General features: G+C 71.0%; 11 protein-coding genes. 7 read left to right on the forward strand and 4 right to left on the reverse strand.

Features of this window, described 5'->3' with window-relative positions; all coding sequences use genetic code 11:
• Nucleotides 1-8: 8 nt before the first annotated feature.
• Together AQI88_RS25505 and AQI88_RS25510 are read right to left on the reverse strand one after the other, a co-directional pair.
• The gene (locus AQI88_RS25505; protein ID WP_067003467.1) at nucleotides 9-3,314 is read right to left on the reverse strand and encodes a S8 family serine peptidase; all 3,306 of its coding nucleotides are present in this window, start codon (nucleotides 3,312-3,314) and stop codon (nucleotides 9-11) included.
• Between the two features lie 157 nt (nucleotides 3,315-3,471).
• Nucleotides 3,472-4,014, reverse strand: coding sequence for a CGNR zinc finger domain-containing protein (locus tag AQI88_RS25510; protein ID WP_067003468.1), 543 nt, complete (start codon nucleotides 4,012-4,014; stop codon nucleotides 3,472-3,474).
• A 109-nt stretch (nucleotides 4,015-4,123) separates the two neighbouring features.
• On the opposite strand from AQI88_RS25510, the gene AQI88_RS25515 reads away from it, so the two are divergent.
• The 6 genes from AQI88_RS25515 (at nucleotide 4,124) to AQI88_RS25540 (ending at nucleotide 10,569) form a co-directional block, all read left to right on the forward strand.
• Nucleotides 4,124-4,570: a VOC family protein gene (locus AQI88_RS25515; protein ID WP_067003470.1), complete on the forward strand. Its 447-nt coding sequence runs from the start codon at nucleotides 4,124-4,126 to the stop codon at nucleotides 4,568-4,570.
• A 2-nt stretch (nucleotides 4,571-4,572) separates the two neighbouring features.
• On the forward strand, nucleotides 4,573-5,556 hold the full coding sequence (locus AQI88_RS25520; RefSeq protein ID WP_067003473.1) for a pyridoxamine 5'-phosphate oxidase family protein: 984 nt from the start codon (nucleotides 4,573-4,575) through the stop codon (nucleotides 5,554-5,556).
• 9 nt (nucleotides 5,557-5,565) lie between these two features.
• Nucleotides 5,566-6,048 (forward strand): NUDIX hydrolase, encoded by a 483-nt coding sequence (locus AQI88_RS25525; protein ID WP_208615897.1) that lies wholly within the window; start codon nucleotides 5,566-5,568, stop codon nucleotides 6,046-6,048.
• A gap of 199 nt (nucleotides 6,049-6,247) precedes the next feature.
• Nucleotides 6,248-8,002, forward strand: coding sequence for a TIGR03767 family metallophosphoesterase (locus tag AQI88_RS25530; RefSeq protein ID WP_067003477.1), 1,755 nt, complete (start codon nucleotides 6,248-6,250; stop codon nucleotides 8,000-8,002).
• Nucleotides 8,003-8,097: 95 nt separating this feature from the next.
• Nucleotides 8,098-9,243: a serine hydrolase domain-containing protein gene (locus AQI88_RS25535; protein WP_208615898.1), complete on the forward strand. Its 1,146-nt coding sequence runs from the start codon at nucleotides 8,098-8,100 to the stop codon at nucleotides 9,241-9,243.
• A gap of 141 nt (nucleotides 9,244-9,384) precedes the next feature.
• Complete coding sequence (locus AQI88_RS25540; protein ID WP_067003478.1) at nucleotides 9,385-10,569, forward strand: glycosyltransferase; 1,185 nt, start codon at nucleotides 9,385-9,387, stop codon at nucleotides 10,567-10,569.
• Between the two features lie 43 nt (nucleotides 10,570-10,612).
• On the opposite strand, the gene AQI88_RS25545 is transcribed toward AQI88_RS25540, so the two are convergent.
• Nucleotides 10,613-11,422, reverse strand: coding sequence for an SGNH/GDSL hydrolase family protein (locus tag AQI88_RS25545; RefSeq protein WP_067003479.1), 810 nt, complete (start codon nucleotides 11,420-11,422; stop codon nucleotides 10,613-10,615).
• A 127-nt stretch (nucleotides 11,423-11,549) separates the two neighbouring features.
• Here AQI88_RS25545 and AQI88_RS25550 point away from each other — a divergent pair, with 127 nt between their 5' ends.
• Complete coding sequence (locus AQI88_RS25550; protein ID WP_067003480.1) at nucleotides 11,550-12,053, forward strand: DinB family protein; 504 nt, start codon at nucleotides 11,550-11,552, stop codon at nucleotides 12,051-12,053.
• Between the two features lie 85 nt (nucleotides 12,054-12,138).
• Here AQI88_RS25550 and AQI88_RS25555 read toward each other — a convergent pair whose 3' ends face one another.
• The gene (locus AQI88_RS25555; RefSeq protein WP_067003483.1) at nucleotides 12,139-13,176 is read right to left on the reverse strand and encodes a hypothetical protein; all 1,038 of its coding nucleotides are present in this window, start codon (nucleotides 13,174-13,176) and stop codon (nucleotides 12,139-12,141) included.
• Between the last annotated feature and the right edge of the window lie 53 nt (nucleotides 13,177-13,229).

Here is a 13,229-nt window from a genome sequence, read left to right on the forward strand (position 1 = left end):
CAGCTCCGTTACGGCGTGACCTTCTCGATCTTCACGCTGCCGATGCCCGCGACCGTGCCGCGCGCGTTCACCAGCTGGACCCGGCCGAAGAACTCGCGGCCCGCGGGGGCCTCGGCGGCGGCCGTGACCTGGCCGGTCACCGTGGCCGAGTCGCCCGTGCCGAGCTTGACCGGGGCCGAGTCGTCCACCGTGACGGTGCCGAGCGAGGAGGAGAAGAACACGTCCCGGTAGTCGTACGCGGTGCTGCCCGAGGGAATCGAGTAGCCCGCGACCTTGATGGTGTACGTGCCGGCGGCCGGCGACGGGATGGAGACCGCCTCCTCCGAGTCGCCGTCCGCGGACTGCGCGACCTGCTTGCCGCTCGCGTCGTACACGGTCAGGTCGAGGTCGGCGGCGGCGTCGGAGACGCCTCCGATGGCCACGTCCAGGGACTTGGTGCCGGCCGGGACGTCCACCGTGGAGGTCTGCGTCTCGCCCTCCTTGATCGACGGGCGGGCCGTCCTGGAGGAGCCGAGCGGGCCGCCGGCCAGCTTGCCGTCGAGGGCCGCGAACGTGTTGGTGACCTTCCAGGAGGCGGTGGCCGGGGTGCCCACCTTGGCCTCGGGCACGGTCACGGTCTGCGGGTCGAAGGCCGCGCCGAGGACGGAGACGTCCAGCGTGTACGGGTTGTCGAGCAGCGGCGAGGTACGGCGCGACTCGACCTCGACCTCCCAGACGCCGGGCTGCGGGTCGGCGTAGGAGCGGACGTCGGGCTTGCAGCCGTTGCCGTCCAGGTAGTTGTTGTAGCAGTACGGGGTGCCGGTGTTGTCGACCGGAGTGCCGTACGGGTGGATCGCGATGAACCGGGTCTGGCTCTTGTCCTGCAGCCCGCCGAGCGCGACCTCGAGGGACTTGGCGCCCGCGGGCACGTTCAGGAAGTACGACTGCGTGCTGTTGCGCTGCACCGAACCCGACGCGGAGTAGGTGTAGCCGACGGGAGTGGAGACCACGACCGTGGTGAGGATCTGCTTGTCGACGCCCTCGGTCCTCGGGTCGTCGACCTCCAGGATCGCGCTCTTGATGCCCGCCGACTTCGGGGCCGCCTGGACCTTGACGGTCACCGGCTGGTTCAGCGGCAGCCGCACCACGTCGTCGCCGAGGATCCGGAAGGTTCCGCCGGCGTTGTTCTCGAAGTGCAGCTCGTGCCATACGGCCTTGTCCGGGCCGGAGGTACGGGTGATGGTGACGTCGTACGACTTCTTCTGCCCGGCCTTCAGGCCGCCCTCGCGGTCGTACAGGCCGGTGCCGTAGCCCGGGGTCTTGAGCGCCTGGTCGAGCGCGGTGTCGACCGGGGCCTTGACGGTGTAGTCGTGGGCGTCCGCGTCGTCGCGGATCGCGTCCCACGCGTCCACGATGTTGATGCGGCCCGCACCCTCCTCGTAGGCCTGGACGCCCTTGATGTGGTCGGCGGTCGAGGTCAGCGCCGTGCGCAGCTTGGCGGGCGTCAGGTCGATGCCCTTCTGCCTGGCGGCGCTCAGCAGCAGCGCCGAGGCACCCGCGGCCTGCGGGGACGCCATCGAGGTGCCCTGGAGCATCGAGTAGCCGGCCGGCAGGGAGTAGCCCGCCTCGGCGACCGGGGAGCCCGGCAGCCAGGTCTGGGTGGTGTTGATCGCGGCGCCGGGCGCGACCAGGGTCGGCGTGAAGCCGCCGTCCTCACGCGGGCCGCGCGAGGAGAACGGCATCATCGCGTACTTCTTCTCCACCTGGGAGCCGTAGTTGGCGGCCCAGGTCTGCCGGGAGATGCCCGCGCCGACCGAGATCACCTTGTCCGCGAGGCCCGGGTCGCCGATGGTGTTGGCGCCGGGGCCGGAGTTGCCCGCGGAGATGACGAGCTGGACGCCGTAGGTGTCGATGAGCCGGGTGTACAGCTCGGCGCGCGCGTTGTTGCCGTCGTTCAGCGCCGGCAGGCCGCCGATCGACATGTTGACGATGTCGACGCCGCGGTTCGCGACCAGGTCGATCATGCCCTCGGTGAGGGCGACGTTGGTGCAGCCGCCGGTCCAGGTGCAGGCGCGGGAGGAGACGATCTTCGCGCCGGGGGCGGCGCCGTTCATCCTGCCGCCGAACAGCCCGTTGGCGGAGGTGATGCCCGCAACGTGCGTACCGTGCTCGGACTCGATGACGCCGATGTTGACGAAGTCGGCCTTCTTGCCGGTCCAGGACCCGCCGAGGGGGTCCATCGGCACGTCCTTGCGGATCTGCACGACGAACGGCACCCGCTCGGCCACGTCGGTCTTCGGGTCGTCGGTGCCGAAGTAGCCGATCTGGTAGCCGTCCTTGTACGGCTTCATCGGGGTGTCGTCGGTGAAGTCGTGGTTGTTGTTCAGGTCCAGCGTGACCGTCCCGGCCGCCGGGTCGTACAGGACGCCCCAACTGTCGGTGGTGTCGCCGTCCCGGTTGAGGTCGCCCTTCTCGTCGCCGCCGGTGGTGGCGGACTCCTTGAAGGTGCTGATCTCGTAGGAGCCGGCCGCCGCCGTCCAGGTCTGGCCGCCGTAGCCGAAGCTCGGGCCGGAGACCGCGGTGACCATGGGGCGCCAGGTGGCGTCGCTGTCCACGAGCGGGTCGGTCGCGGTCACCCAGTCGACGATCTTGCGTTCGCCGGTGGTGGTCTTCTGCAGCGCCGGGTGGCCGAGGTCGACGCCGGAGTCGAGGATGCCGATGGTGATGCCCCGGCCGTCCGCCTTCGGGTGGTCCTTGACGAAGTCGACGGCGCCGGTCTCGAAGGACGGGTTGTACGGGTTCTCGGCGGGAGTGTTCTTGTCCGGCCCGCTGTAAGTGGCCGTACCCGGCGAAGACTTCGCGGACTTCGTGCCGTTCGGCGCCGGGTCGTCCAGCGGGATCTCCTGGCGCAGGTCGATCGCCTGCACCGAGGAGAGCTTCGCCGCGGCGGCGATGGCCGAGTCCGCCTTGCCGGTGGGGACGGTGGCCCGGACGTAGCCGAGCTTGTCGTAGGTCCGGCCCACCGAGCCGCCCCGTACCGCGTCCAGCTCCTGGGCGACCTGCCCGGTCTGGCCCGGCGCGGTCGCGATCATCATCGTGACGTTCTTGTCGCCGTCCGCCTTGGCCTCGGCGAGCAGGTCGGCGTCGTCCGAACCCAGCTTGTCGTGGGCGGACTTGACGCCCGGGTCGGCGGCCGTGGCCGGTGGCGTGTCCGCGGCGAGGGCCAGGGGTATCGGCCCGGCCGCGGAGAGAGCGGCCACCACGCCCACGGCCACGGCTATGCGGGCCAGGCGTCTCGGGCCGGATATCGGATCACGCTCGGGGGTGAGGGTCATCGGCATCCCTTGTAGGTGAAGAGTCCAGTGCCGGACGAGGGCACAGCTTCACCCAAGGGACGGAACTTTGGGGACCGTTGACCGAAACGATATGAACGTATGGGGAAAACCCGCGATGTGAATTGACCCGATAAGGCCTGAATGGCTGCGGATTCGCTCAGTTTTCCTTGGAGCGGGCGTAATGGCGGGACGCCTTCGCGCGGTTGCCGCACGCGGCCATCGAACACCAGCGGCGGGTGCCGTTCCTGGACGTGTCGAAGAAGTGCAGGATGCACGTCTCGTGGGCGCAGGTGCGGATCCGGTCCGGGGCCTCGGCGAGCAGTTCCAGGTAGTTGCGGGCGGCCAGCCAGGCCGGCCCCCAGGACGGGTCGGCGAACTCGGGCTCCTCGGCCGCTCCCTCGGTGGTCAGCCGGGCCCGGATGCGCCCGTGTGCGAGGACGGCGTCGACGAGCGGCGCCCCTTGCGTCAGTGACCCGTCCACCGCGCACGTGAGTGCCTCGCGCGCCTGGCGCAGATGGCGCAGTGCGTCCTCGTCGCCCGCGCGGGCGACGTCGAGCCCGTTGGAGGCGAGCCATACGGCCAGCCCCTCGGTGTCGGCGAGCAGGTCCTGGGTGACGCCTTCCCGGTTCCATCGCGTGTTGAGCAGGTCGAGCGCAAGCGGCTCACCGGTGAGCGGGCGGGGGTCGCGGGCGGCGGACATCGGGCACTCCTTCTCGGCTAACCAGTCAAGAGTACGTGACCGGTTGACGCTCTCGATTCTAACCGTCTAATGTGGATGAAGACAGTTAGATAGTCCGAAGGGAAGAGCCATGACCTTGCGCACCGGCCACACCGGCCTGAACGTCACCGACCTCGACCGCTCGCTCGCCTTCTACCGGGACGTCCTGGGATTCGCGCTGCTCGCCGAGGGCAAGGAGGACGACCGGAGGTACGCGCTCCTGGGAGACGGCGGCGACGGACCCGTCCTCACCCTCTGGCAGCAGGCGCAGGGGCCGTACGACGGCGGCCGGGCCGGACTGCACCACCTGGCCTTCACGGCCGAGTCCATCGACCGGGTCCGGGAGTACGAGACGGCACTGCGCGGCGCCGGGGTGGAGTTCGCCCACGAGGGCGTGGTGGCCCACCGGGAGGGCGCGGCCTCGGGCGGGATCTTCTTCCACGACCCGGACGGCATCCGCCTGGAGATCGCCGCGCCGCTGGGCGCCGAGGGTGCACCAGCCCCGCACGGCTCCGCTCCGACCTGCGGTTTCTTCTAGTCATGAGCGCGTATCACGCGGGCTCGCGCGCCCTGCAGGACCTGGTCGGCGTGCGGGAGCGCGCCGACCACGTCGGCCGCTCCCTCGGCCAGGACATCAAGCCGGTCGCGGCGGCCTTCCTGGGCATCCAGCCGCTGCTGGTCGTGGGTGCGGCGGACCCGGGGACGGGGAGGGTGTGGGCCTCGGCCCTCACGGGCGCACCCGGTTTTGTCCGGGCCACCGGACCCCGGCAGATGTCGGTCATCACGGACACCGGTCGGGGTAGCCAACCTGAAGGGGTGCGGGGCTGTGTCGGAGGTGCGGCTACCGCCGCGCGGGCGCGAGCAACCACATGCGACCCGCACCCGGACGACGGCCTTACGGACCCCCTCGCGACGGCCCTGAAATCCCCGGGCACCCACATAGGCACCATCGCCCTGGACCCCCGCACCCGCCGCCGCATGCGCCTCAACGGCCGGCTGAGGCCGACACGCAGGGGCTTCGCCGTAGAAGCGGACCAGGTCTTCTCCAACTGCCCCAAGTACATCCAGCGCAGGGAGAGCTACGAGACCGTGCACCGCATCCCCGGGGAGCCTCGGCGCAGCAGTGAACTGACCCTGAAACAAGTGGAGTTCATCGCCGCGGCCGACACCTTCTTCCTGGCCACGGTCCACGGCCACGGCGCCGACGTCAGCCACCGCGGCGGCAACCCCGGCTTCGTCCGTGCCGTCTCACCCAACGAACTGACCTGGCCCGACTACCCCGGCAACGCCATGTTCCTCACCCTCGGCAACCTGCGCACCGACCCGCGCGCCGGACTGCTCTTCCTGGACTGGACGACCGGCACGGTGCTGCAACTGACCGGCGAGGCGCACGCCGAGTTCGGCCCCGACGGCGAGCGGACGGTCCGCTTCGCCGTCACGGAGATACGGGAAACGGCGGCGGCCGTACCTCTGCGCTGGTCGGCGCCGGAATACTCGCCCGCCAACCCATCGGCGGCGGACTAACGTCCGTACATGCGAAAGAACTTGAGGGTGGCGGCCTACGCCGTGTGCGTCCGCGACGGACGGATCCTGCTCGCCCGGTCCCCGGCCCCCGACGGCACCCCCGAGTGGGTGCTGCCGGGCGGCGGCATGGAGCACGGCGAGGACCCGTACGACACCGTCCGCCGCGAGGTGACCGAGGAGACCGGTTACCGCATCCGGGTGACCGGTCTGCTCGGCGTGGACTCCCGCCGCCATCACTTCCCCGGCCAGGGCCTCACCCCCGCCACCGACCACCAAGCCCTGCGGATCCTCTACGAGGGCGAGATCGTCGGCGGCGAACTCCGTCACGAGGTGAACGGCTCCACGGACTTCGCCGCCTGGCAGGAGCTGGACGCCGTACCCGGACTCAACCGGATCCGGTTGGTCGACGTGGCGCTCAGGCTGTGGCGCGAGCGCCCGGCGGACGGACGGCTCGAGGACCGTCCCCTACCCCAGGAGATGAACGAGGAGTAACCGGCCCTGGGCCGCTCGCAATCCACTCCATGACCGCATCCCGACCCCGAGATCCACGTACGGTGATCGGCGCTGCGCGTTGCTGTCGTGTTCACGCACAGGTCACCCCCGGTGCCAAGCATCCAGAGCGAGCGGGTAGTTCGCGAGAGCGATCGCCCGCGACCACAGCCGACGCGTTCGCACCCGGGGAGATCGCGCCATGTCGCGCATACGCTCTGTCGCCACCTCCGCCATGGGGGTCCACCGCCGTACCGTCCTCGCCGCCGCCGGAGCGGTCTCGCTCTCCGCGGGCGTCGGCTACGCCCTGCGCCCCACCGACAGCCAGGCCGCCACCGGCGCCGCGGAGGCACCCGTCGCCCACTCCCGGCAGGCCACCGCGGCGACCTCGCTCGCCCCCTACACCAGGGGCACCACCCTCGCCTCCGTCGCCGCCCCCCGGAACAGCTCCGGCTACCGCCGCCTCGGCGACGGCCCCGGCTGGAAGCGGGTCGTGCGCAGCGACCTGGCCGCCCCCAAGTCCGGCCGCGCGGGCCGCCGTACGACCCTCGCCGCCTTCGTGCAGTTCACCGATCTGCACCTGATGGACGTCCAGCACCCGCTGCGCCTGGAGTTCCTGCGCTCCACCGACCCGCACGCCTGGCGCCCGCACGAGGCGCTGACCGTGCCGGGTGCCGTCTCGCTCGTGGAGCGGGTCAACGCGCTGCGGGGCGCCCCCGTCACCGGCGCCCCGCTCCACTTCGTCATGACCACCGGCGACAACACCGACAACAACGCCCACTCCGAACTGGAGTGGTTCATGAAGGTGATGAGCGGCGGCCGCATCAGCCCCAACTCCGGGGACCCCCGGCACTACGAGGGCGTGCAGAACAGCGGCCTCAAGCTGTACTGGCAGCCCGACTCCACCGCCCGCGACGGCGACAAGGCGCTCGGCTTCCCGCACCTGAAGGGCTTCCTGGCCGCCGCGATCCGCGAGGTGCGCAGCCCCGGGCTGAACCTGCCCTGGTACTCCACCGTCGGCAACCACGACGCCCTCCCGCTCGGCTGCTACGGCTCCCACGGCGACCCCTACCTCGCCGAGGCGGCCATCGGCGGCAAGAAGCTGATGAGCGTCTCCGCCGCCGACGCCAAGAAACTCCAGGACGCCATCAAGAACGCCACCGACCCCAAGGGCGCCGGCTACCGCGACTTCCTCAAGGCCCACGCCCGCTCGATGCACTCGGTCACCCCGGACGAGAAGCGGGCCCCGTACACCTCCGCGGACTATCTGAAGGCCCACCTGGACCCCGCCTACCAGGGCCACGGCCCGGCCGGCCACGGCTACTCCTCGGCGAACCTGGATGCGGGCACCCAGTTCTACGCCTTCCGTATCTCCGACGACGTCATCGGCATCAGCCTCGACACCACCGACGCCGGCGGGCACTACGAGGGGTCCATCGGCACCGCCCAGCTGAAGTGGCTGGACAAGACGCTCAAGGACAACAAGGACTCCCACGCGGTCGTCTTCAGCCACCACACCAGCAAGACGATGACCAACACCCGCCCCGACCCGGCCCGCCCGGGGGAGCGGCGCCACAACGGTGCCGAGGTGATCTCGCTCCTCGCCTCCCACGCCAACGTGCTGGCCTGGGTGAACGGCCACATCCACAAGAACGTCATCACCCCGCACCAGGCCTCGGGCGGCCGTTCCTTCTGGGAGATCTCCACCGCCTCGCACGTCGACTACCCCCAGCTCGCCCGGGTCATCGAGCTGGTGGACAACAAGGACGGCACGCTGTCCGTCTTCACCACCCTGATCGAGTCGGCCGCCCCGCACCGCACCGACTACGCCGACCTCTCCCAGACCGGCCTCGCCGCCCTCTACCGCGAGCTGTCGTACAACGCCCCCGGCGCCAACAAGACCCTCGCGGGCAGCGCGGCCGACCGGAACACGGAGCTGGTGCTGAAGAAGGGCTGAAATTCACCCAACTGCCCCACATAGAGGCAACCTTCGCGCACCCCCACCAGGTTTCTCCTCCCGACTGAACCGAACGGCACAGTTTGGGGGAAGAAATGCGCGTACGTACGGCTCTGGTGGGCGTCACCACCCTGCTTCTCTCGGCGGCCCTGGCGGGTCCGGCGCTCGCGGCCGGCCCCGCCACGGGCGGCCACTCGGGCGACGGTCACGTGGCCACCCGCCGCGCGATCGAGGCGGCGGTCCGGGCCGGCGTGCCCGGGGTGACCGCCACCGCGAAGGACGCCCACGGCACCTGGTCCACGACCGCCGGCGTGGGCGACCTCGGCACGGGCAGGCCGCGCTCGACGGCCGACCGCTACCGGGTCGGCAGCATCACCAAGAGCTTCGTCTCCACCGTCCTGCTCCAGCTGGAGGCGGAGGGCAGGCTGTCCCTGGACGACACGGTGGACACGTGGCTGCCCGGGGTCGTGCGCGGCCACGGCCACGACGGCCGCAGGATCACCGTCCGCCAGCTCCTCAACCACACCAGCGGCATCTACAGTTACACGGCCGACGACGACTTCGGCCGCGCCTACTTCACCAAGGACGGCTTCTTCGCGCACCGCTACGACACGCTCACCCCGCCCGACCTGGTGGCGATCGCGATGAAGCACAAGCCGGACTTCGCGCCGGGCACGTCCTGGAACTACTCCAACACCAACTACGTCGTGGCCGGCATGGTGATCGAGAAGGTGACGGGGCACTCGTACGCCACCGAAATCACCCGTCGCATCATCAGCCCCTTGCATCTCACGGCCACCTCCCTGCCCGGCACCCGGGTCACGGTCCCGCGCCCCAGCAGCCGCGCCTACTCGAAGTTCGAGGACCCGGCGGGCCCGTCGTACGACGTCACGCACCTCAATCCCTCGATCGCCTCCGCGGCCGGTGAAATGATCTCGAATTCCGCGGACCTCGACCGCTTCTACAGCGCTCTGCTGCGCGGAAAACTCCTTCCGCCCCAGCAGCTGAAGGAAATGAAGACCACGGTGAAGATCGACGGCGCCCCGAACACCCGCTACGGCCTCGGACTCATGGACACCACGCTGACCTGCGGCGTTCATGTCTGGGGCCATGACGGCGGGATCCACGGCTCCGCATCCTCGGCCGTGACGACGGCCGACGGCCGCCATGCTCTGGCGCTGAATTTCAACGGGGACTGGGCCGGGGACACGAACGCCGTGATCAATGGGGAATTCTGTTAGCCAACGTTTCACGCGCGTCGCTCCGTGTTAACGCGGACGCAATGTACGTACCGCCTCATATCGGCTAACCCGCTGTTCACGGGGATGGCTCGATTTTTGTGCAAGGCGGGTGGTCGTGTGCGTACAAGGCACGGACTGCGTGTGCTGTCGGTCTACGAGGGCTTCTTCTCCGGAGGGGCCCGGATCGTGCACAGCGACGTCGTACGGGGACTGGCCGAGGGCGGCCAGTCCCACCAGGTACTCAGCATCCATGGAGAGGTCCACCGCGAGGCCACCCGGCAGCGGATGGAGGACGACACCTGCTACCGGTCGCTCACGGCCGGTGGCGTGGGGGTCACGTCACTGGGGCGCAGCGCCGGCCTGGTGGACGGATCGGTCGCGGCGTCCGTTTTCAGCGGACCGGAGCTGGCCGAAACGGCACGGGCCATGGCGGCCGCGGACGTGATCCTCTCCCTCAAGGAACAGCCGCTCGCCCTCCTGAACCAGGCAGGCCTGCCGCGCCGCCCGGTCGTGGTCGGCCTGCACCGCTCCGACCCCGAGAACCAGGGCCCCGCCCTGGACGAGCTGAAGGCCGCGATCGCCGACGGCACGGTGGTGGCGTGCGTGTGCTGCGCCGAGTCGACCCGGGCGGCGTACGAGGCGGCGGGCATCCCCGGCGAGGTGCTGCATGTGATTCCCAACGGGGTGGACCTGCTCCGCTTCCGCCCGGACGCGGCCGCACGACTCGCCTTCCGCGCGTCTCTCGGCATCCCGGCCCCGGCACCGGTGGTCGTCTTCGCGGCCCGCTACGCGCACATGAAGAACGTCCCGCTCCTCCTCCGGGCCGCCCGCGCGTGGCTGGCCCGCGAGCCTGAGGGACGGGTGCTGATGTGCGGCGCGGGCATGACCGACGAGAACCCGGCCCTCTGGGCCGACATCGAGGTCGCGTTCGGCGAGGACCGGCACCTCGCCGAACGGATCAGGCTCCTCGGCGTACGCCGCGACATGGAGGCGGTGTACGCCGGCGCCGACGTCGTCGCCCTGACCTCCGTCTCCGGGGAGGCGGCGCCTCTGTGCCTGATCGAGGGCATGATGTGCGGTGCCGTCCCCGTGACGACGGACGTGGGCGACAGCGCGGAGATCGTGCGGGGCCACGGCTTCGTGACCCCGCAGGACCCGGAGGCCGTCGCGCGCGCCTGGACCGCGGCGGTCGCCGCCCGGGCCGACCTCACCCCGGCGCTGGTGGCGAGCCGCGAACGCTTCAGCCGTACGCGCATGATCGCGGCGTACGCCGCGCTGCTGGACGGCGTACACACGCAGGCTTCGCGGCTGCCCGAGCCGCGGTAGCGGCTGGACGCGGAAGGCGGCCCGGCTCGGGCAGCAGCGGGGTTCAGGTCGCGTCGGTCAGGGCGGGAAGGTAGCCGAGGGACTGTCCCGGAGCCGTGGGATGGTACGACTCGGTGATCGCCAGCAGGTCGACGCTGTGCAGCCAGGGGCTGGGGGAGCAGATCTCGTGGCCCGCGAAGGCGGCCCGGACATCGGCGAAGGTGAACCCGTGGTCGGCGGCGCGTTGGGCGATCACCGTGTTGAGGTGGTCCACGGCGTCGTTGACGGCGGCGCGCTCTGTGTCCGCAAGGCCCACCACGCAGGTGCCCCTGAGCTGGTAGAGGTGCGGATAGCCGAGCACCACGACATGGGCGGCGGGAGCCCTGCCGCGGATGGCCGAGTAGAGCCGGTCGAGGTTGTCCGCAAGGGGCCCGTCCATGGTGGCGCGCGCACTGGAGACGGCGGACAGGCACCCGGTGGTGCCGCCCAGCGCGCAGCTCGTCATGACGGTGGCGAAGCCCGTGTCGCTGCCGCCGACGGTGAGGGTGACCAGGCCGGTGCGTGCGCTGAGCGGGCCGAGCTGGTCGGCCAGGACGTCGCTCGCCCGGGCGCCGTTGCACGCGGCGAAGACGAAGGACGACGGCGCATGGGCCTCGGCCCACAGGACGGGGTACGCCCGGCTGCTGCGCTTGCAGTCCGTGCCGGAGGACAGATAGTCGCCCGCTCCGACACCGGCGGAGTAGGAGTCACCGAGGGCCACATATCCGGCGGCCACGGTTCGGGGCGCCACCTGTGCCGTCGCGGGGTCGGCGAAGGCACAGGCGGCCGCGAGGAGGAGGGAGGACGCACCTGCCGCTATTCGGGACTGTCTCATGAGTCTCCTCTATCGCGGCCCGCCCGCCCCCGCCCGCCGTGCTCGTCCGTCCGGGTGAGCCCTCACCCGGGCGGCGTACGAAAATTGGATTGACGGTGGAACTCGTCGTCCGGGATGGTCCACCCCGATGACACGAACTGACACGCCTCCCGCCTGGGACGAGCGCACCCAGCTGGCCACCTTCCTCGACTACGTCCGCGCCACCGCCCATGCGAAATGCGAGGGCGTCTCACCGGAGGACGCACGCAAGCCGCCGCTGCCCGGCTCCCCGTTGATGACGATGTGCGGGCTGATCAGCCACCTTCGCTGGGTGGAGTACTACTGGTTCGAGGTGGTGTTCCTGGGCCGGGAGGACGAGGGCCCGTGGACCGACGAGGACCCCGACCGGGAGATGCGCATCGCGGTCGACGTGCCCCTGGCCCAGCTGCTGGAGCAGTACGAGGCGCAGAGTGCCCGGTACCGGGAACTGGTCGCCTCGAGCGACCTCGACACGGAGGCCGAGCGCGAACGGCGCGACCTGGGCCGCCCCAACCTCCGCTGGATCATCCTCCACCTGATCGAGGAGACGGCCCGGCACAACGGCCACCTCGACATCATCCGCGAGCTGCTGGACGGAACGACCGGCGACTGAGCACCGCGGCACGCACGAGGAGGGGCCACCGGTGTGCGGCCCGGTGGCCCCTCCTCTCCCCTCCTGATGCTCCCCCGGTCCGTCACTACCGGGGGAGCACCACGACGTACGCGGCCGGATCACGGTCGCCGGACGCCATCAACGCCGTACGGACCACCGCCGCCTGCTGCTCCAGGGACTGCCTGAGCTTCTTGGGGGTGATGTAGACGACCGTGATTCCCAGGCGCTCCAAGTGCTCCCGCTTGCGCGCGTATTCCGACCACAGCGCGTCCTCGTCCTGGCGCGGAGCCCGCGTGTCCAGCTCCACCGCCACCGCCTGCTCCGGCCAGTAGGCGTCCACGCCGCCCAGGTGGGGGCCGCCGGGCAGGCGCAGGTCCACGTTCCAGACCGGGTCGGGCAGGCCGTACTCCCGGACCATCCGGTACAGCCGGTCCTCCGCGATCGCCCGGCCCTCGGCCAGCAGCGAGTCCACCGCGTCCACCACGTGCGGCCGGTTCAGCAGCTTCGCCACGGTCAACTCCCGTACCACCGAGGCCGGTTCGCAGTGGCCGCCGCGTACCGCCTCCGTCAGCAGGCGCCGTACCGCGCCCGCGTCCGTCAGTTCCGCCACCGCGTCCGCCAGTGCGCGCGGCACCGGCGCCACCGGAAGTCCCGTCACCGCGCGGGGAGTCGGGAGGGCCGGGGTGCGCAGGATCCGCACGTACCCCGCCGAGCGCAGCCGGCGCAGCCGGGGGACCAGGATGTCGACGCGGTCCAGGGACAGCAGCGGCGGGGTGGACGAGAAGCCGTGCAGGGTCAGGGCCGCCAGCCCCGTGATCACCGCCTCCGCGTACACCGGGCGGTGCGGGTCCTCGGCGGTGGGCTGGGACGGGACTCCCGGCGCCGACTCGCGCGCCGCGTACAGCAGCGCTCCGTGCAGCCGCTCCTCGCTCGTGGGCGGGCCGGGGTGGAGCAGGACCACGTTCGGCAGGAGCAGCTGCCAGGGGCCGCCGGGGCGGCACTGTTCGTTCAGTTCGGCCGACGTCACGCCGTGGGAGCGGAGCTGGGCCGCCGTCAGGACGCGGCGGTGGACCTCGGAGAGGTGACGGAGGGGGCGGGGGGAGACCGGGGTGTTGTGCGTCATGGCGTCGGGATTCCCGCGCTCGGTCCCCCCTTTAACCGCTGTTACACGGCCGT

The sequence above is a fragment of the Streptomyces cellostaticus genome (genome assembly GCF_001513965.1).
In the GTDB taxonomy this organism is placed as follows: Bacteria; Actinomycetota; Actinomycetes; order Streptomycetales; family Streptomycetaceae; genus Streptomyces; species Streptomyces cellostaticus.

What these genes read in the sequence shown, in the direction of transcription:
- AQI88_RS25505 (WP_067003467.1), bottom strand. Translation starts at nt 3,314, where the DNA reads ATGACCCTCACCCCCGAGCGTGATCCGATATCCGGCCCGAGACGCCTG.
- AQI88_RS25510 (WP_067003468.1), bottom strand. Translation starts at nt 4,014, where the DNA reads ATGTCCGCCGCCCGCGACCCCCGCCCGCTCACCGGTGAGCCGCTTGCG.
- AQI88_RS25515 (WP_067003470.1), top strand. Translation starts at nt 4,124, where the DNA reads ATGACCTTGCGCACCGGCCACACCGGCCTGAACGTCACCGACCTCGAC.
- AQI88_RS25520 (WP_067003473.1), top strand. Translation starts at nt 4,573, where the DNA reads ATGAGCGCGTATCACGCGGGCTCGCGCGCCCTGCAGGACCTGGTCGGC.
- AQI88_RS25525 (WP_208615897.1), top strand. Translation starts at nt 5,566, where the DNA reads ATGCGAAAGAACTTGAGGGTGGCGGCCTACGCCGTGTGCGTCCGCGAC.
- AQI88_RS25530 (WP_067003477.1), top strand. Translation starts at nt 6,248, where the DNA reads ATGTCGCGCATACGCTCTGTCGCCACCTCCGCCATGGGGGTCCACCGC.
- AQI88_RS25535 (WP_208615898.1), top strand. Translation starts at nt 8,098, where the DNA reads ATGCGCGTACGTACGGCTCTGGTGGGCGTCACCACCCTGCTTCTCTCG.
- AQI88_RS25545 (WP_067003479.1), bottom strand. Translation starts at nt 11,422, where the DNA reads ATGAGACAGTCCCGAATAGCGGCAGGTGCGTCCTCCCTCCTCCTCGCG.
- AQI88_RS25550 (WP_067003480.1), top strand. Translation starts at nt 11,550, where the DNA reads ATGACACGAACTGACACGCCTCCCGCCTGGGACGAGCGCACCCAGCTG.
- AQI88_RS25555 (WP_067003483.1), bottom strand. Translation starts at nt 13,176, where the DNA reads ATGACGCACAACACCCCGGTCTCCCCCCGCCCCCTCCGTCACCTCTCC.